This window comes from Rickettsiella endosymbiont of Dermanyssus gallinae (assembly GCF_019285595.1).
GTDB lineage: Bacteria > Pseudomonadota > Gammaproteobacteria > Diplorickettsiales > Diplorickettsiaceae > Rickettsiella_B.
Genome location: NZ_CP079094.1, coordinates 1,163,237 through 1,180,000 on the forward strand (window position 1 = coordinate 1,163,237; position 16,764 = coordinate 1,180,000).

Below are 16,764 nucleotides of genomic sequence, written 5' to 3' on the forward strand. Positions count from 1 at the left end.
GAATTTTTGCCTACGTTCCCGCTTAACTCGCCATCCTTATGTATCATGCATACACTGCGGTGGCTTCGTTTTCGCGGCGCCTTGCCAAAAATCCCATTGCTGTGAGTATCCTCAAAAATTAGCATTCGTGTGGATCTCCCACCGGACAACGTTTATGTTCAATGTGTTCAATAAATTCACTTCTAAAGTGCTTAATAAAACTTTGTACGGGCATAGCCGCTGCATCACCTAAGGCACAAATGGTATGGCCCATAATTTTGCCGGCCACACTTTCTAATAAGTCTAAATCTTGTAAACGCCCTTCTCCGTGCTCAATACGATGCAACACACGCCACATCCAACCCGTTCCTTCTCGGCAAGGTGTACATTGGCCGCAGGATTCTTCTTTATAAAAATGCGCAATACGCGTTAAAATTTTCACCATGCACGTAGTCTCATCCATAATGATCACCGCACCGGAACCTAACATAGAACCGGCTTTGCTAATCGAATCATAATCCATGGTGGCATTTAACATGGCGTGCCCAGGCAAGACGGGCATAGAAGAACCACCGGGAATAACGGCCTTTAATTGTTTACCGTCTTTCATACCGCCCGCTAAAGCTAATAGCTCGGTAAAAGGCATGCCTAAAGGCACTTCATAGTTACCCGGTTTATTAACGTGTCCACTCACACTAAAGAGTTTGCAACCACCATTATTCGGAATGCCTAACTCCAAAAACCATTGGCCACCTTTTTGTAATATCACAGGCACGGAGGCTAAGGTTTCGGTATTGTTAATCGTGGTTGGTCGACCGTATAAACCATAATTGGCAGGAAAAGGTGGCTTGAAACGCGGAAAACCTTTTTTTCCTTCTAAGGATTCCATTAACGCCGTTTCTTCACCGCAGATATAAGCACCCGCACCGAGGTGATTATAAAGTTCAAAATCAAAACCAGAACCTAAAAGATTTTTACCTAAATAACCGGCCGCTTCGGCTTCTTGCAAAGCGGCTTCGCAGCGATCAAAGGGTTCATAATATTCGCCACGGATATAATTGTAGCCAATGGTGGCGCCCATCACGTAGCCCGCAATAATCATGCCTTCAATCAATTGATGGGGATTGTAACGCATGATATCTCTATCTTTGCAGGTACCTGGCTCACCTTCATCGGAGTTACATAAGACATATTTTTGCCCAGGCGCTGTACGTGAAATAAAGCTCCACTTCAAACCGGTTGGAAAACCGGCGCCACCACGACCACGTAAACACGAGGTCTTTAACTCCGCAATAATTTGCTCCGGCGGCGTTTTCTCACGTAAAATTTTCTCTAAAACCTCATAGCCGCCTACCGATCGATAACTGGCTAAGCTCCAAGGTTGATCTAGATGTAAGGTACGAAAACAAATATCATTGGCCATCACAGCTATCCAAGATTTCATCTATTTTTTTTGGCGTTAAATCTTCGTAATAACGCTGCCCAATATGAACGACCGGCGCATTTGCACACGCACCCAAGCATTCCACTTCCTTCAACGTAAATTTGCCATCTGCTGTCGTTTCGCCAAAATTAATTTGTAAACGATCTTTTAAGTGTTTAACGATCTTATCGCAGCCACGCAACATACAAGAAACGTTCGTGCAAACGCCAATCTTATGCCGACCCACTGGCTTAAGTTCATACATGGAATAAAAAGTAGCGACTTCATACGCCGTCACGCGTGACATATTTAAATAATCGGCTACCGCATCAATCAATTCTCTGGATAAATAACCTTGATTGGCATCTTGCGCTAAGGTCAAGACAGGTAATACCGCGGATTGTCGTCGTTCCGGCGGAAATTTTTTTGTCCATGTATCAATGTCTGCTTTTAAACTTTCTGATAAAGTCACTGTGTTGTTCATCGTTTTATACTCACAGCAATTGATTTTTCGGCAAGGCGCCGCGGAAATGAAGCAACCGGAGTGTATACAACATACATGAGGATTGCGAGTTGAGCGGGAACGCCGCCGAAAATTCAAGTGCGAAGAGTATATTCATCGATCGATTTCCCCAAATACTATATCGAGACTCGAAAGTATCGCCACTAGGTCGGCTATCATATGTCCGGATGTCATTTCATTCAAGGCTGCTAAATGTGGAAAACCGGCGGCACGTATTTTGACGCGATACGGTTTATTCGCACCATCGGATACCATATAAACACCAAACTCACCTTTGGGATGTTCAATCGCCGCATACGCTTCGCCGGGCGGTACACAATAACCTTCGCTAAATAATTTAAAATGGTGGATCAGTGATTCCATATCCGCTTTCATATCTACACGATGCGGCGGCGCAATTTTATAATCATCAATTATCACTGGTCCAGGATTATGCGCTAACCATTCAACGCATTGTTTAATCAGACGTGTGGATTGACGCATTTCTTCGACGCGAACCAGGTAACGATCATAACAATCGCCGTTAAGACCAATCGGAATATCAAAATCGAGTTCATCATACACTTCATACGGTTGTTTTTTGCGTAGATCCCACGCCACACCCGAGCCACGTAAAATAGGACCGGTACAACCTAACTGCATCGCTCTTTCCGGCGTCAGCACACCAATACCCACCGTACGCTGTTTCCAAATTCGGTTATCCGTTAATAAGGTTTCATAATCATCGATTAACTTAGGAAAGCGCGCTGCGAAATCGGCGATAAAATCTAATAAGCTGCCATCCCGATTCGCATTCAGTGTGCGGGTTTCTTTTTCGTTATGCCATTGTGAAGGCTTATATTGCGGCATCTTATTCGGCAAATCACGATAAACACCACCTGGGCGATAATACGTCGCATGCATACGCGAACCGGAAACCGCTTCATAGCAATCAATTAAATCTTCACGTTCACGGAAACAGTATAGAAAAACCGTCATTGCGCCGATATCTAAGGCATGCGCACCCAACCACAATAAATGATTAAGCAATCGAGTAATCTCATCAAATAGGACTCGAATGTATTGCGCACGCTTCGGTGGCGTCACACCGAGCATTTTTTCAATCGCGAGTACATACGCATGTTCATTACACATCATGGAAACGTAGTCCAAACGATCCATATAACCGATATTTTGATTATAGGGTTTGGATTCGGCGAGCTTTTCTGTCGCACGGTGCAATAACCCAATATGCGGATCAGCGGATTGTATGACCTCGCCGTCCAGCTCTAATATCAAACGCAAAACACCATGCGCAGCTGGATGTTGCGGACCAAAATTTAGGGTGTAATTACGTATCTCAGGCATTATTAGGTTTCTCAGCAGGCGCAGAAGGTAATTCGTTCGGTGATTTACGGATTGTCTTTGCGACTAAGGTGCGTGGCGTGATCGTAACCGGCTGATAAATAACCCGCCCTTGATTCGCATCATAGCGAACTTCCACATGACCACTTAAAGGAAAATCTTTTCGGAAAGGATGACCCACAAAACCATAATCGGTTAATAAACGTCGTAGATCCGGATGGCCTTCAAATACCACACCATATAAATCAAATGCTTCGCGTTCAAACCAATTAGCTGCTGACCAAATATCATTGACCGAAGGTACATAAGGTGGTTCGCCTTCCGCAAACACGCGCAGGCGCAAACGATGGTTATGGGTTATCGACAGTAAATGCAACACCACCCCAAAACGAGGCTTATTCCAATGCACCGGATGTTCTTGGCCGCTACTATCAACACCGCGTTCAAAACCCGTGAAGGTAGAGCGCTCGGTTCGCCATTCACTGATACCATAATCCTTATAGTCAACCACACACACATCCACTAACAATTCAAATTTAAAATCTGCTTCATCTCTTAATGCGACGCAAACCTCAAGTAGTTTTTCCCTCGCTACTTCTAAGGTAATTTCTTCCAGTTTAATGTTTAAACCATCAACGAGCTCAGGAAAACGATCCCGAAGCGATTGCATCAGTGCATTATTTTCAGACATTAGTTACGCTCAATAAAACGGGTTTTTTTAATTTTATTTTGTAACTGTATCACGCCATAGACTAAAGCTTCTGCCGTGGGAGGACAACCCGGTACATAAATATCAACAGGGACAATGCGATCACAGCCGCGAACCACTGAATAAGAATAGTGGTAATAGCCTCCGCCATTCGCACAAGAGCCCATGGAAATAACCCAACGTGGCTCGGCCATTTGATCGTAGACTTTACGCAGTGCTGGCGCCATTTTATTACACAGGGTTCCCGCCACAATCATCACATCGGATTGTCTAGGGCTCGGTCTAAAAACCGTACCAAAACGATCTAAATCATAACGCGATGCCGCTGAGTGCATCATTTCTACGGCACAGCACGCCAAACCAAACGACATAGGCCATAAAGATCCACTGCGTGCCCAAGCCAACAGCTTGTCCATCGAAGTCGTTACAAACCCTTGTTGTTGTAATAAAGGATCTATTCCCACTCTAAAGCCCCTTTTTTCCACTCATAAACAAAACCAATAAATAAAAGCCCAATAAAAATCCCCATTGCAGTCAAGCCGGGTGTACCGATATGTCTTAAGGAAACGGCCCAAGGAAATAAAAAAGCGGTCTCTAAGTCAAAAATAATAAAGAGAATAGCCACTAAATAATAACGTATATCGAAAGGCAAACGTGCATCACTAACACCGGGAAATCCGCATTCATAAGGGGATAATTTCGCTTCGTCAGGCCGACTAGGCGCTACCAATCGGCCAATAGCTAACGCCGCAACGCCAACAAATAAGCCAAAGGCAATAAAAACAAGAATGGGAAAATAAAGCTGCAACATGGTATTTTAGCAATCCCGATTAATTTGCCGGCTAGTATACAACCTTCAAGTATTAAAATTCCATACTTATTATTAAAAAACCTAGCTTGTCATTACATGAGATTAACTATGCTGATTTCTCGTTTAAGCACTTCTTTACTTTTAATGTTAGCCGCCATTACAAAGTCCTATGCGGATAACACGGATTGTCTTTGCCATCCAACGCCTCAGGATAAACTGCCTCAATATATCATTGGCTATGGTTCTTTGATGGAAACCACCTCCAAGAATAAAACTGACAACACCAGCGGTGAAAATAGACCGGTGATGATTGATAACTACCAACGCGGTTGGTTTGCAACAGGGTTATCTGTAGGCTTAAGTACCACGTACCTCGGTATTGTTAAACAGCCAAATGCGCACTTTAATGGCACCATCTTTCGTTTAGCCACACCTAGCATGATAAAAAATTATGATAAACGAGAAAAGTATTACTGCCGTGTCGCTGTGCCAACCTCCTCTATTCATACCTTGGATCATCATCCTTTACCAAACGGTCAATTCTGGATTTATGAAACAAAACCTGAATTTATGGCTAAACCTTCAGAAAAATACCCCCTCATAGAATCCTACGTCGACATTTTCTTATCGGGCTGTTTAGAAATAGAAAAAAAATTTCACTTGAAAGGTTTTACCGCGGAATGTATTAAAACCACGACGGATTGGTCGCCGCATTGGGTAAACGATAGAATTTACCCTAGACGTCCTTTTGTTTTTGAGCCGAATGCCTTAACTATCGATAAGGCATTAGCTGACAAACTACCGCACATTTTTAATCAAATTAAGCCAGATGGCTCGCCATAAATCGAGCTGCTTTTATATCCAAGCTTAATTTAATTTTTGATACTTAAGTAGCGCTCGTTTAACAGAATGATCCAATTCGTCAAGCGCTGTTAATGGTGCCTCCACAAACATTTTTGACTTTTGACGTGTAAAAAGAAGCGTCGCTAGCAACAAGTTAGCGTTTACATCAAGCCGTGAATAATCAACCGCGCTCAATGATGACGCTTGCGTGTTGTTAGGTAGGAGTGGTGGCGCTGGCTTAAAGAACTTAGCTTGGTTTGTATCTTGTGAATAATAAGCAACGTTAGCCGCAGGGACTTTACTCTCGAATGTAAATAATCTCTGCTGCATCCACTGCTTGCCGCTATTAAAAGCGGCTATACCGGCAGAAAAAAGTTCTTGTATCCAAAGCTAGGCCTCGTTGCCGAACTACTGATAGGCGCCTCATGCTCATCGATCACTCTCGCATGGCGCTGCACTCTATCGATGAGACAGGAAAGCATTGTGAAAGCAATGCGAAGTCGAAGAGCCCGCGATAGGCGTGCGTTGATGGGCGAAGCAGGAAACGCATCACGCCGTAAAGTCATTTGTGGGAGGCACGGGCATGAACTCCGAAGGAGTGAGTGCGTGCCGGACGCAGGACGTATCGCGGCCTAATTTCAGTCGCGTCATGCGAACGAATTTCGGGGACACGATGGCCGAAATTCTTCGGGAGCATAGCGACTCACTTGATCACTGGGGCGGTTATCGACAGAAATTTTAATAGCAGATTGCGTATTCGGCATAAATAACTCCTTTTATTATTATTAAGAATAAACTGCCTACGAAATAAAACGCGACAGATTAAAAATAAGGTTAGATAGCAATACCCTATCACATACATGACAGAAGGAGGATGATTAATCGAAAAAATAGATATGGAATAATTAAAAAATAAAAAACCCCCGCTTAGCATAGCGCTAAGCGGGGGTTTTTCTAGTTTAATAACTGAATTGAATATCAATAATAATTTAGATTCTATTCAATTAAATTAATATTGAGAAATTTCTAAACAGGCAGCCATCGCATTTAACACCGCCGCAATGCGTATGCTCGATTGAATCGCTAATTTACTGATACCGGCTTTTATTAATTGTTGTGTGTGCGCTTCTATACACATACCACAACCATTAATCGCTGATACCGCTAAACAACTTAATTCAAAATCAAGTTTATCAATACCCGAATTGCCGATCACATTCATGCGTAAACGCGCTGGCATACTAGCAAACGTTTTATCATTTACTAAATGAATAAATCTATAATAAATATTATTCCAAGTGAGTCGCTATGCTCCCGAAGAATTTCGGCCATCGTGCCCCCGAAATTCGTTCGCATGACGCGACTGAAATTAGGCCGCGATACGTCCTGCGTCCGGCACGCACTCACTCCTTCGGAGTTCATGCCCGTGCCTCCCACAAATGACTTTACGGCGTGATGCGTTTCCTGCTTCGCCCGTCAACGCACGCCTATCGCGGGCTCTTCGACTTCGCATTGCTTTCACAATGCTTTCCTGTCTCATCGATCGCCATAATCGTTGCCGCTGATTTTGCAGCTTCAATTTCCGCTTATGAGAGATAACTCAGAAAACGTCTTCATGGTTTGAATAAGCGTCGAAGCAGCCCAATCGAATGAGAGATCATAACGTAATTTTCAGCAGAAGAAGTGGTGATTTCGTAATCTTTTGATAACCTACGAAAATGATTAAGCCATGAGAAAGTCCTTTCTATCACCCACCGCTTAGGCAAAAGAGACCATTTTTTTGTTATCCGGCAAGAAATTTCAATGGTTCTCTTTAATGTATTTATAACGAATATTTCCATTGTTTTTCTATAACCTGCATCGGCACAAACACCCCTAAACTTGGATATTTTTGCACAGCTTGTTCAAAAACTTTACATCCGCCTACCGTATCATGGGTGTTAGCTGCATGCACAGTCACCTGCAAAATATGCCCTTGCGTGTCAGTGACAATGTGCCTTTTTCAGCCCTTTATTTTTTTTTCCGCCATCAATACCACGTTCTTTCGCGGCAGACGTTGTTTTAACACTTTGTGAATCAATTAAACTATACTTTGGTTTAGGAGCTTTACCCATGCCTACTCGGCTCTTCTCTACTAAACTTTCCATTATCTTTTCCCATGTCCCTTGAACTTTAGCTCGCATAAAAAAACTATAGACTGTTTTCCAGGGTGGAAAATTACTCGGTAATTGACGCCATTGACATCCGGTTTTTGTTATGTAGAAAACTGCATTCACAAGGGTTCTTTTCGAATACTTTCTACGATTTCCGTATTTACCGCATTTAAAATATCCTTTAATTAGTTTCCACTGCTTGGTGCTTATATCGCTTGGGTAGGACATTTTCTTTTTTTTAGGATTTTTATCCCTACCTTTATAAACTATTTTCTTATTTATTTAAACCATGAAGACGTTTTCTCACTTCAGCAAGCACCGATTTAATCAATGTTGGATTTTTAATCGCATAAGCGGACGCTAAGGCAATACCACCGAGTTGGCTTTTATTTAAATCCGTACCTTCATCTGTAAAAGTCGTGGCGATATTTAATTTAATATCTTTTGCACTGTCTAATAGCTTATTTTTTACTTCCGATGAGACAGGAAAGCATTGTGAAAGCAATGCGAAGTCGAAGAGCCCGCGATAGGCGTGCGTTGACGGGCGAAGCAGGAAACGCATCACGTCGTAAAGTCATTTGTGGGAGGCACGGGCATGAACTCCGAAGGAGTGAGTGCGTGCCGGACGCAGGACGTATCGCGGCCTAATTTCAGTCGCGTCATGCGAACGAATTTCGGGGACACGATGGCCGAAATTCTTCGGGAGCATAGCGACTCACTTGTTCAAAACTCATCATAATTCGTCTCCCAATCGTTTAGACTCACGGCACCGATTAAAGGGCTGAGAACACAAGCAAAAGCTCGTGTTCTCAGCCCTTTGCATTACTTTAGGCTACATTGATGGTTTCTTCGCCTTTCTGCCAGTTACAAGGACAAAGTTCATCCGTTTGCAGCGCATCTAATACACGCAATACTTCTTTAGGGTTACGGCCTACATTCAGATCCGTTACCATCACAAATCGGATAATACCTTCTGGATCAACAATAAAGGTCGCACGCTGAGCCACACCTTCATTCTTATCTAAAATGCCAAGTCCTTCTGTTAATTCGCGTTTAATATCCGCTAACATAGGAAAAGGTAGATCCTTTAATTCTTCTTTTTGCTGTCTCCAAGCTAAATGTACAAACTCAGAGTCGGTACTCACACCTAATAAAACCGCATCACGATCAGCAAAATCGGTATTTAACTGGCCAAATGCAGCAATTTCAGTGGGACAAACAAAGGTAAAGTCTTTGGGCCAAAAGAAAAACACTTGCCATTTACCTTGGTGTGTTTTATGGCTAATATCTGTAAAAGCATCCGCTATATTCGACGATACGACCGCCTTCATAGCAAATTCTGGAAACTTTTCACCAACTGTTAACATATTGTTATTCTCCTAAATTCATAATTTGAGCGCCTAAAGTACCCAAAACCACTTGATAAGTATAATATATTGTTATTATACTATCGATAAGATAACCTTATTAATGGCCAGGTAATGAATATACGAGACCTAAAATACTTAGTCGCACTCAGCAAATATCAGCATTTTGGCAGGGCCGCTGAAGCCTGTTTTGTCAGCCAGCCTGCTTTGAGCATGCAAATCAAAAAATTGGAAGCTGACCTAGGCGTCAAGCTACTAGAACGGAGTAATAAATCCGTCTTATTAACCCCTATCGGTATAGCCATTACTGAAAAGGCCCAGCATATCTTGGAACAAGCGGATCAAATCTATGCGCTGGCAAAATTGGCAGAAGATCCTTATGGCGGTGAATTAAAAATCGGCATTATTCCGACACTGGCGCCCTATTTGCTCCCTCTACTGATGCCTGCTTTAGCCAGCCAATTTCCTAAGCTGCGTTTTTATCTGGTGGAAGAACAAACTGCATTGCTCATCCCAAAATTAAAAACTGGCGCACTAGACGCGGCTTTTTTAGCCCTTCCTGTTGTAGAACCCAGTCTCACTCATGCGGTATTATTTGAAGAAGAATTTTTACTCGCTGCACCCGCTAAACATCCTTTAAGTGCTCAAAAAACCGTAAAACAACATGACCTGGATCAACAAAATGTATTATTACTGGAAGAAGGACATTGTATGCGTGGACAAACGCTGGATATTTGTCACAAAATCAATGTCAGCGAAATGCAAAACTTCCGTGCCACTAGCCTAGAAACATTACGTCATATGGTAGCGAGTGGAAACGGTATCACACTCATGCCGAAATTAGCCCAGCAAACAAACGACAACATTGTTTACATTCCGTTTAGTTCGCCAAAACCATCAAGAACTATCGGCCTTTATTGGCGAGTTTCTAGCGCCAGAAAAACTCTACTCGGAGAGGTGTCAACCTATATTAAAAAAATAATCCCCGGGTATTTCTAGCCATTATTTTGAACACTACAAGTAGGGCTATCTTCTATGCGCTTATCAGCATCATTAGCAGATTGCATGGGAAAAAACGACCCATGCCCTCCTACAGATGAGGCGCTTTCATATAAGGAATTTTCAACATCCTCTAGTTTGCTAATAGATTTAATATGCAACCTAACCACTGCTTTCACAAATTCCATACAGATCTCTTTATCATCTCCTTCTCTAACATATTGTAGAATTCCTTTAGTAACTTCCAATTCTTTTAGCAACTCCTCCGAAGGTTTTATCAATCCAGGCGGATTTTCTTGTTTGTTAGGGAAACAAAGCATTTTTTTATTCACATAGGAAAATAAAGCGGCCGCCACTGTCCCGCAAAAGAAAGCTAAAACGCTATTCACTACATAGACACTTGACATAAAATAGATACTTGGTATATAAAACCATGCTGCTACCGTTACTCCAATAAAAAAAATTAAATTTGTAATGATCTTTGCAATTTTAACGACGCTAGGCTCTTCATTTTTTAGCATGTCACGGATATTTTTATAAATAACCTGGCATAGCCCATAAGTCACTGCTAGAACGTACAAGAGTACAAAAGCAATTAGCGGCTCTCTCATCTCATCACCAAGACAATAATAAGAAATTTCTAAAAATACTAAATGCATTAAATATTCGAAGGGACTTTCGGCTAAACAGGAAATAGGTTGACTTATAAGCAAATCTATCCCTAAATCGCGTAATTTACTGGAGGGGATAATAAAAGGATCAGAAGATGAAGCTTGAGATTTATTTCGCTCAATATAAGCATGTAGATCTTTGTTGGTAGCAATTAAATAATGTAATCCATTACAAAGCTCTTGATAAGTAAACTCTCCGCCTTCTTCTTGAGTCAATCCTTCTATATCGTAATTAATAGTATTGATTATATCGGTTCTGGTTTGAGAGCCAACACCTTTAAAGCTTTTAGGATCATAGAGAGTCTTTAGGTCTTCAAGTGAGTCGCTATGCTCCCGAAGAATTTCGGCCATCGTGTCCCCGAAATTCGTTCGCATGACGCGACTGAAATTAGGCCGCGATACGTCCTGCGTCCGGCACGCACTCACTCCTTCGGAGTTCATGCCCGTGCCTCCCACAAATGACTTTACGGCGTGATGCGTTTCCTGCTTCGCCCGTCAACGCACGCCTATCGCGGGCTCTTCGACTTCGCATTGCTTTCACAATGCTTTCCTGTCTCATCGCTGGAAGTAACATAATAAACTCCTTATCTGGTGACACTGAATGCCGCTAGGATTCGCATGTTAACAGTTAAGTGTCTAAACTCAAGATAATGTCCCATTCGGTATTTACCATAATAGTCATTATCAGTTAAGTTTTATAATAATTTGCTTTGTTTCAACTCAGATAAACGCTGATGCCGTGCCAGTGCTAATTCGATAAGGTGCGTTAAAAGTTGCTGATAAGAAAGGCCGGACGCTTCCCATAATTTGGGATACATACTAATTTTAGTAAACCCAGGAATGGTATTAATTTCGTTTAAATAAATTTTTTGCGTTGCTTCTTCCATAAAAAAATCGACTCTAGCCATGCCTTGACACGCTAAGCTAGTAAAAACCTTTGCTGCTAATTTTTTTATTTTCTCAGATTGCCCTTCCTGAAGTACCGCAGGAATAATCAACTCTGCACCCTTGTCATCGAGGTATTTGGCCTCATAGGAATAAAATTCATGCTGAGGATTAATTTCACCTAAAACACTGACTAACGGTTCTTCACCAAACGATAAGTTTTCTAAAACAGCTGCCTCAATTTCACGCACCACTAACGCTTGCTCAACTAAAATTTTTGTATCAAATTCCGCCGCTAGATTAATCGCCGCAAACAAATCAGCGGCCTTTTTCACTTTAGTAATACCGAAACTTGAACCCGCATTCACGGGTTTAACAAACAAGGGATAATCTAGCTCTTTTTCAATTTTTTTTTGTAGAGAAGTTTGATTTATTTCCCATTCGCCTACATTAAACGTAACAAAGGGAACAACAGGAATTTTATCCGCTTGCGCTAAACGTTTAGCAATCACTTTGTCCATACCGATGGCTGATCCCAATACGTTCGCGCCTACATAGGGAAGACCCAAAATTTCCAATAAGCCTTGCATCGTGCCATCTTCACCAAAAGAACCGTGCAAAACAGGAAACACCACATCACAAAAAAATTCTTTTTGATTCATGATTGTCTCTGGCACAAAAAGCGCTTTTGACACACTGGTTTTTACAGGCGCTGATTCATCTAAAGGGAATTGTTTCAGATCATTCAGTAACCAATGCCCCTGCTTATCAATTGCAACAGGAATGACTTCAAACTTATTTTTATCTAAATTTTTTATAACAGCCGCAGCAGATTGTAAAGAAACTTCATGTTCAGCCGAACGGCCACCATAAAGCACAGCGACTTTGATTTTTTTAACGGATGAAGCCATAAAATTACAAGTTTAATCATGGATAGTGTTTCGGGGAATCATCTTATTATATACTGCCCCTACTCACTTAGGTATAGATATAAGGAAAAAATACGCATGCCAAATAAAAATCACCAAGAACAGATACCGCTTATACGACAACCGGAACAAATAGCTGCCTATCATTCAATTAACTCAACGCATTCACCTGCTAATTCAACTGTCCCTCGTAACAATTATGCAAGCGATAAACCGTGCGATGCCGCCAGTCATTTTTTTATACAGCAATTTAAAAAAGACTTTCCGTTAAATGACTTTAGTGGTTCAAATAGCTTGAATATATTTAAATTTTAACCCAGCATTCAGTTAATATTTAAAAGTGAAAAATTAAATAAAAAAACCCGCAATTAAGTGGGTTTTTCAGTGTAATAAGTCTGACAATGCCCTACATGATAGGGAAAACCCCAAAGTATCATTCAACAATCTACCATTTATAGATTTTCCATATTTAGTGGTCATAAATTAACTTTTGTTTAAAAAATTAGCTTAAAATAACCCTGCTATCAATTATTTTAATGGAGTAAATTAATATGAAAACAAAATCAAAAATACTTACTTGTTTAGGAGCAATGGCATTGGCTACTGTAGCAATCCTGCCGAGCAGCGCGATGGCGGCACAAGGCTATAACGAGACTTACAATTATACCAAACACTGGGGTTCATTTAAGGATATGAACAATCAGTATGCGAAAGCGGCGGGGGAATGATGCAAAAAGATGATGGAAAATCATGGGGCAACTTGCTGTTCCAAAGATGGGAATGACCTGGGGCGCCCAGGGTTTCTTAGCACTTATAGTGATGGATTTACTAACGACGCCGGGACTAAATGTGACCTCTGGGGTATAGTCACTCCAGACGGGGTAGTGATCGGCTAACAGAAAGCTGATTTCGAAAATGAATTAAAAGAAGAAAGAGTCATAGAAAAAATTTGAATTAAAAAAAACCCGCGGTTAAGCGGGTTTTTAGTGTTAAATAGCCTGGCAATGCCCTACTTTCCCATGGGGGAAACCCCAAAGTATCATTGGCGCAGAGTAGTTTCACTTCTGAGTTCGGAATGGGATCAGGTGGGACCTACTCGCTAAGGTCGCCAGGCAATCGTTGTCTAGCTATTTACATAGCTAGCGAAACCTTTTTGTTTGAGCGTTTTAAATCTCAAACCAAAACAAATAATCTGTAAGAAGCGTTTGCACCGTTCTTTCTATTGTATCTCTTGTTTGTGGTATGTCTTCATTCAACAACCAATTGATTTACTTCTTAAAAGTAACCAGTTGGATTCTCAAATCAAGCCTCACGGTTAATTAGTATGGGTTAGCTCAATACATTACTGCACTTACACATCCCACCTATCGACGTTGTCGTCTACAACAAACCTTTAGGAGAATTAAATTCTCGGGAGATCTTATCTTGAGGGAGGCTTCCCGCTTAGATGCTTTCAGCGGTTATCCTGTCGGTACGTAGCTACCCGGCTATGCTTCTGGCGAAACAACCGGACCACCAGCGGTACCTCCACGCCGGTCCTCTCGTACTAGGCGTAGCTCCTCTCAAATCTCCAGCGCCCACGGCAGATAGGGACCGAACTGTCTCACGACGTTCTGAACCCAGCTCGCGTACCACTTTAAATGGCGAACAGCCATACCCTTGGGACCTGCTTCAGCCCCAGGATGTGATGAGCCGACATCGAGGTGCCAAACACCGCCGTCGATATGAACTCTTGGGCGGTATCAGCCTGTTATCCCCGGCGTACCTTTTATTCGTTAAGCGATGGCCCTTCCATTCGGAACCACCGGATCACTATGACCTGCTTTCGCACCTGCTCGACGTGTTTGTCTCGCAGTCAAGCACCCTTGTGCCATTACACGCAATGCGCGATGTCCGACCGCGCTGAGGGTACCTTCGTGCTCCTCCGTTACTCTTTAGGAGGAGACCGCCCCAGTCAAACTACCCACCATACACGGTCCCCACGCTCGATAAGAACGCTAGGTTAGAACTCCGACTTTCACGGGGTGGTATTTCACCTTCCGACTCCACGCATTCTAGCGAACGCGCTTCAAAGTCTCCCACCTAGGCTACACAGTCAAATTCAAAGTTCAGTGTAAAGCTGTAGTAAAGGTGCACGGGGTCTTTCCGTCTTGCCGCGGGTACGCTGCATCTTCACAGCGATTTCAATTTCACTGAGCCTTGGGTGGAGACAGTGTGGCTGTCGTTACGCCATTCGTGCAGGTCGGAACTTACCCGACAAGGAATTTCGCTACCTTAGGACCGTTATAGTTACGGCCGCCGTTTACCGGGGCTTCGATCCGCAGCTTCACCTGCGCTGACATGGCTTTTAAGTTTTATCTTCGAGTTATTATTCTCTCTACTTCGTTCTTAAAAACCATCTCAGCGCAAGTTAACCACTTCAATTAACCTTCCGGCACCGGGCAGGCGTCACACCCTATACATCCTCTTTCGAGTTCGCAGAGTGCTGTGTTTTTGATAAACAGTCGCAACCACCAGTTTCTTTCAACCTCCCTCAGCTTGTGGAGTAAATCCACTCACCAAAAAAGGTGCACCTTCTCCCGAAGTTACGGTGCCAATTTGCCTAGTTCCTTCACCCAAGTTGTCTCATCGCCTTAGTATTCTCTACCTGTCCACCTGTGTCGGTTTGCGGTACGGTTCTAACAGACCTGAAGTTTAGAGAGTTTTCCTGGAAGCAGGGCATCAGTGACTTCTCGATTAACCGAAGCTAATCAATCGTCATCGCGTCTCAAGATTAACGAAACTCCGGATTTTCCTAGAATTTCTCTCTACTCGCTTAAACCGGAACTACCAGTCTCCGGCCCACTTAGCCTTCTTCGTCCTCCCATCACAGTCTGTCAAAGTACAGGAATATTAACCTGTTTCCCATCGACTACGCGTTTCCGCCTCGCCTTAGGGGCCGACTCACCCTGCGTCGATTACCGTTGCGCAGGAATCCTGGGACTTTCGGCGTGCGGGGTTTTCACCCGCATTATCGTTACTCATGTCAGCATTCGCACTTCGGATACCTCCAGCAACCTTTACAAGTCACCTTCAACGGCTTACCGAACGCTCCTCTACCACGCAATCAGTCCGTAGACCAATCGCATTCACTGCTTCAGTATTAGGTTTGAGCCCCGTTCATTCTTCCGCGCAGACCGATTCGACCAGTGAGCTATTACGCTTTCTTTAAAGGATGGCTGCTTCTAAGCCAACCTCCTGGCTGTTTAAACCTTTCCACTACGTTTCACACTTAACCTAATTTTGGGACTTTAGCAGGTGATCTGGGTTGTTTCCCTTTTCACGACGGACGTTAGCACCCGCCGTGTGTCTCCCGTGCAACATGACTCAGGTATTCGAAGTTTGCATCGGCTCAGTAAGTCGGGATGACCCCCTTACCGAAACAGTGCTCTACCCCCTGGTCACTAACACGAGGCGCTACCTCAATAGCTTTCGAGGAGAACCAGCTATCTCCGAGCTTGTTTAGCCTTTCACTCCTAGCCACACCTCATCCCCATCTTTTGCAACAGATGTGGGTTCGGGCCTCCACTTCGTGTTACCGAAGCTTCACCCTGGACATGGCTAGCTCGCTCGGTTTCGGGTCGACTCCTAGCGACTCAACGCCCTTTTAAGACTCGGTTTCCCTTCGCCTACCCTATTCGGTTAAGCTTGCCACTAAAAGTCACTCGCTGACCCATTATACAAAAGGTACGCAGTCACTCATCACCTTTAACAGTGATAAGCTCCTACTGCTTGTACGCAGACGGTTTCAGGTTCTATTTCACTCCCCTCGCCGGGGTTCTTTTCGCCTTTCCCTCACGGTACTGGTTCACTATCGGTCAGTCGAGAGTATTTAGCCTTGGAGGATGGTCCCCCCCATCTTCAGACAGGATTTCTCGTGCCCCGCCCTACTTGTTTTCACGCTTAGTACCATAAACAAACTTTCACCGACGGGGCTATCACCCTCTATGGCCACTCTTTCCAGAGTGTTTGGTTAATTTGTCTACTATCTCGTGAAGGCTATTCCACGTTCGCTCGCCGCTACTTGCAGAATCTCATTTGATTTCTTTTCCTCGAGGTACTTAGATGTTTCAGTTCCCTCGGTTCGCT

Annotated in this window: 23 protein-coding genes and 2 rRNA genes (1 of these 25 running past the window's edge); 6 read left to right on the forward strand and 19 right to left on the reverse strand. The window is 43.2% G+C overall.

The window, feature by feature from the left end; translation table 11 throughout:
- Window positions 1-118 precede the first annotated feature (118 nt).
- The 6 genes from nuoF to KX723_RS05870 form a co-directional block, all read right to left on the reverse strand.
- On the reverse strand, window positions 119-1,423 hold the full coding sequence (nuoF, locus tag KX723_RS05845) for an NADH-quinone oxidoreductase subunit NuoF (protein WP_246562430.1): 1,305 nt from the start codon (window positions 1,421-1,423) through the stop codon (window positions 119-121).
- Window positions 1,392-1,886, reverse strand: a complete 495-nt coding sequence (gene nuoE / locus KX723_RS05850) for an NADH-quinone oxidoreductase subunit NuoE (RefSeq protein ID WP_218813475.1) — start codon at window positions 1,884-1,886, stop codon at window positions 1,392-1,394. The genes nuoF and nuoE overlap by 32 nt, the downstream gene beginning before the upstream one ends.
- A gap of 132 nt (window positions 1,887-2,018) precedes the next feature.
- Entirely contained in the window at window positions 2,019-3,272 is a 1,254-nt protein-coding gene (locus tag KX723_RS05855) for an NADH-quinone oxidoreductase subunit D (protein WP_218813476.1), read from the reverse strand.
- Entirely contained in the window at window positions 3,265-3,960 is a 696-nt protein-coding gene (locus KX723_RS05860; RefSeq protein ID WP_218813477.1) for an NADH-quinone oxidoreductase subunit C, read from the reverse strand. Before KX723_RS05860 ends, KX723_RS05855 begins: the two co-directional genes overlap by 8 nt.
- Window positions 3,960-4,436, reverse strand: a complete 477-nt coding sequence (locus tag KX723_RS05865; protein ID WP_246562592.1) for a NuoB/complex I 20 kDa subunit family protein — start codon at window positions 4,434-4,436, stop codon at window positions 3,960-3,962. The genes KX723_RS05860 and KX723_RS05865 overlap by 1 nt, the downstream gene beginning before the upstream one ends.
- Window positions 4,433-4,789 carry an NADH-quinone oxidoreductase subunit A gene (locus tag KX723_RS05870; protein WP_218813479.1) on the reverse strand — a complete coding sequence of 119 codons (357 nt, stop codon included), beginning with the start codon at window positions 4,787-4,789 and terminating at the stop codon, window positions 4,433-4,435. Before KX723_RS05870 ends, KX723_RS05865 begins: the two co-directional genes overlap by 4 nt.
- 96 nt (window positions 4,790-4,885) lie before the next feature.
- On the opposite strand from KX723_RS05870, the gene KX723_RS05875 reads away from it, so the two are divergent.
- A complete protein-coding gene (locus KX723_RS05875; RefSeq protein WP_218813480.1) occupies window positions 4,886-5,632 on the forward strand; it encodes a hypothetical protein in 747 nt (248 codons plus the stop codon).
- Between the two features lie 24 nt (window positions 5,633-5,656).
- On the opposite strand, the gene KX723_RS05880 is transcribed toward KX723_RS05875, so the two are convergent.
- The gene (locus tag KX723_RS05880) at window positions 5,657-5,962 is read right to left on the reverse strand and encodes a hypothetical protein (RefSeq protein WP_218813481.1); all 306 of its coding nucleotides are present in this window, start codon (window positions 5,960-5,962) and stop codon (window positions 5,657-5,659) included.
- A 135-nt stretch (window positions 5,963-6,097) separates the two neighbouring features.
- Here KX723_RS05880 and KX723_RS05885 point away from each other — a divergent pair, with 135 nt between their 5' ends.
- Window positions 6,098-6,268 (forward strand): hypothetical protein, encoded by a 171-nt coding sequence (locus KX723_RS05885; protein WP_218813482.1) that lies wholly within the window; start codon window positions 6,098-6,100, stop codon window positions 6,266-6,268.
- A 373-nt stretch (window positions 6,269-6,641) separates the two neighbouring features.
- On the opposite strand, the gene KX723_RS05890 is transcribed toward KX723_RS05885, so the two are convergent.
- From KX723_RS05890 to KX723_RS05915, 6 genes are all read right to left on the reverse strand, one after another.
- Window positions 6,642-6,872 (reverse strand): carboxymuconolactone decarboxylase family protein, encoded by a 231-nt coding sequence (locus KX723_RS05890; protein ID WP_218813483.1) that lies wholly within the window; start codon window positions 6,870-6,872, stop codon window positions 6,642-6,644.
- Window positions 6,873-7,001: 129 nt separating this feature from the next.
- Window positions 7,002-7,172 (reverse strand): hypothetical protein, encoded by a 171-nt coding sequence (locus tag KX723_RS05895; protein ID WP_218813323.1) that lies wholly within the window; start codon window positions 7,170-7,172, stop codon window positions 7,002-7,004.
- Window positions 7,173-7,245: 73 nt separating this feature from the next.
- Window positions 7,246-7,473, reverse strand: coding sequence for a transposase (locus KX723_RS09870; protein ID WP_425516581.1), 228 nt, complete (start codon window positions 7,471-7,473; stop codon window positions 7,246-7,248).
- The gene (locus KX723_RS05905; RefSeq protein WP_218813433.1) at window positions 7,455-7,598 is read right to left on the reverse strand and encodes a hypothetical protein; all 144 of its coding nucleotides are present in this window, start codon (window positions 7,596-7,598) and stop codon (window positions 7,455-7,457) included. Before KX723_RS05905 ends, KX723_RS09870 begins: the two co-directional genes overlap by 19 nt.
- A gap of 16 nt (window positions 7,599-7,614) precedes the next feature.
- The gene (locus tag KX723_RS05910; protein ID WP_218813432.1) at window positions 7,615-8,013 is read right to left on the reverse strand and encodes a transposase; all 399 of its coding nucleotides are present in this window, start codon (window positions 8,011-8,013) and stop codon (window positions 7,615-7,617) included.
- Between the two features lie 46 nt (window positions 8,014-8,059).
- Window positions 8,060-8,290 carry a hypothetical protein gene (locus KX723_RS05915; protein WP_218813484.1) on the reverse strand — a complete coding sequence of 77 codons (231 nt, stop codon included), beginning with the start codon at window positions 8,288-8,290 and terminating at the stop codon, window positions 8,060-8,062.
- On the opposite strand from KX723_RS05915, the gene KX723_RS05920 reads away from it, so the two are divergent.
- Window positions 8,263-8,433: a hypothetical protein gene (locus KX723_RS05920; protein ID WP_218813323.1), complete on the forward strand. Its 171-nt coding sequence runs from the start codon at window positions 8,263-8,265 to the stop codon at window positions 8,431-8,433. The two genes, KX723_RS05915 and KX723_RS05920, sit on opposite strands and share 28 nt — an antisense overlap.
- Before the next feature lie 179 nt (window positions 8,434-8,612).
- Here the strand turns inward: KX723_RS05920 and KX723_RS05925 are convergent, their stop codons facing one another.
- On the reverse strand, window positions 8,613-9,152 hold the full coding sequence (locus KX723_RS05925; RefSeq protein ID WP_218813485.1) for a peroxiredoxin: 540 nt from the start codon (window positions 9,150-9,152) through the stop codon (window positions 8,613-8,615).
- Between the two features lie 114 nt (window positions 9,153-9,266).
- Between KX723_RS05925 and KX723_RS05930 the strand changes: the two genes are divergently transcribed.
- Window positions 9,267-10,151, forward strand: coding sequence for a LysR substrate-binding domain-containing protein (locus KX723_RS05930; RefSeq protein WP_218813486.1), 885 nt, complete (start codon window positions 9,267-9,269; stop codon window positions 10,149-10,151).
- On the opposite strand, the gene KX723_RS05935 is transcribed toward KX723_RS05930, so the two are convergent.
- From KX723_RS05935 to KX723_RS05945, 3 genes are all read right to left on the reverse strand, one after another.
- Window positions 10,148-11,173, reverse strand: coding sequence for a hypothetical protein (locus KX723_RS05935; RefSeq protein ID WP_218813487.1), 1,026 nt, complete (start codon window positions 11,171-11,173; stop codon window positions 10,148-10,150). The two genes, KX723_RS05930 and KX723_RS05935, sit on opposite strands and share 4 nt — an antisense overlap.
- A gap of 37 nt (window positions 11,174-11,210) precedes the next feature.
- A complete protein-coding gene (locus KX723_RS05940; RefSeq protein ID WP_218813323.1) occupies window positions 11,211-11,381 on the reverse strand; it encodes a hypothetical protein in 171 nt (56 codons plus the stop codon).
- 136 nt (window positions 11,382-11,517) lie between these two features.
- Window positions 11,518-12,618 carry a D-alanine--D-alanine ligase family protein gene (locus tag KX723_RS05945; RefSeq protein ID WP_218813488.1) on the reverse strand — a complete coding sequence of 367 codons (1,101 nt, stop codon included), beginning with the start codon at window positions 12,616-12,618 and terminating at the stop codon, window positions 11,518-11,520.
- Window positions 12,619-12,714: 96 nt separating this feature from the next.
- Here KX723_RS05945 and KX723_RS05950 point away from each other — a divergent pair, with 96 nt between their 5' ends.
- Together KX723_RS05950 and KX723_RS05955 are read left to right on the forward strand one after the other, a co-directional pair.
- Entirely contained in the window at window positions 12,715-12,951 is a 237-nt protein-coding gene (locus KX723_RS05950) for a hypothetical protein (RefSeq protein ID WP_218813489.1), read from the forward strand.
- Window positions 12,952-13,187: 236 nt separating this feature from the next.
- Window positions 13,188-13,364 carry a hypothetical protein gene (locus KX723_RS05955; RefSeq protein WP_218813490.1) on the forward strand — a complete coding sequence of 59 codons (177 nt, stop codon included), beginning with the start codon at window positions 13,188-13,190 and terminating at the stop codon, window positions 13,362-13,364.
- 268 nt (window positions 13,365-13,632) lie between these two features.
- Here KX723_RS05955 and rrf read toward each other — a convergent pair.
- Together rrf and KX723_RS05965 are read right to left on the reverse strand one after the other, a co-directional pair.
- Window positions 13,633-13,749: ribosomal RNA gene (gene rrf, locus KX723_RS05960) — 5S ribosomal RNA — on the reverse strand.
- A gap of 185 nt (window positions 13,750-13,934) precedes the next feature.
- Window positions 13,935-16,764 (reverse strand): 23S ribosomal RNA (locus tag KX723_RS05965) (it continues 177 nt past the right edge of the window).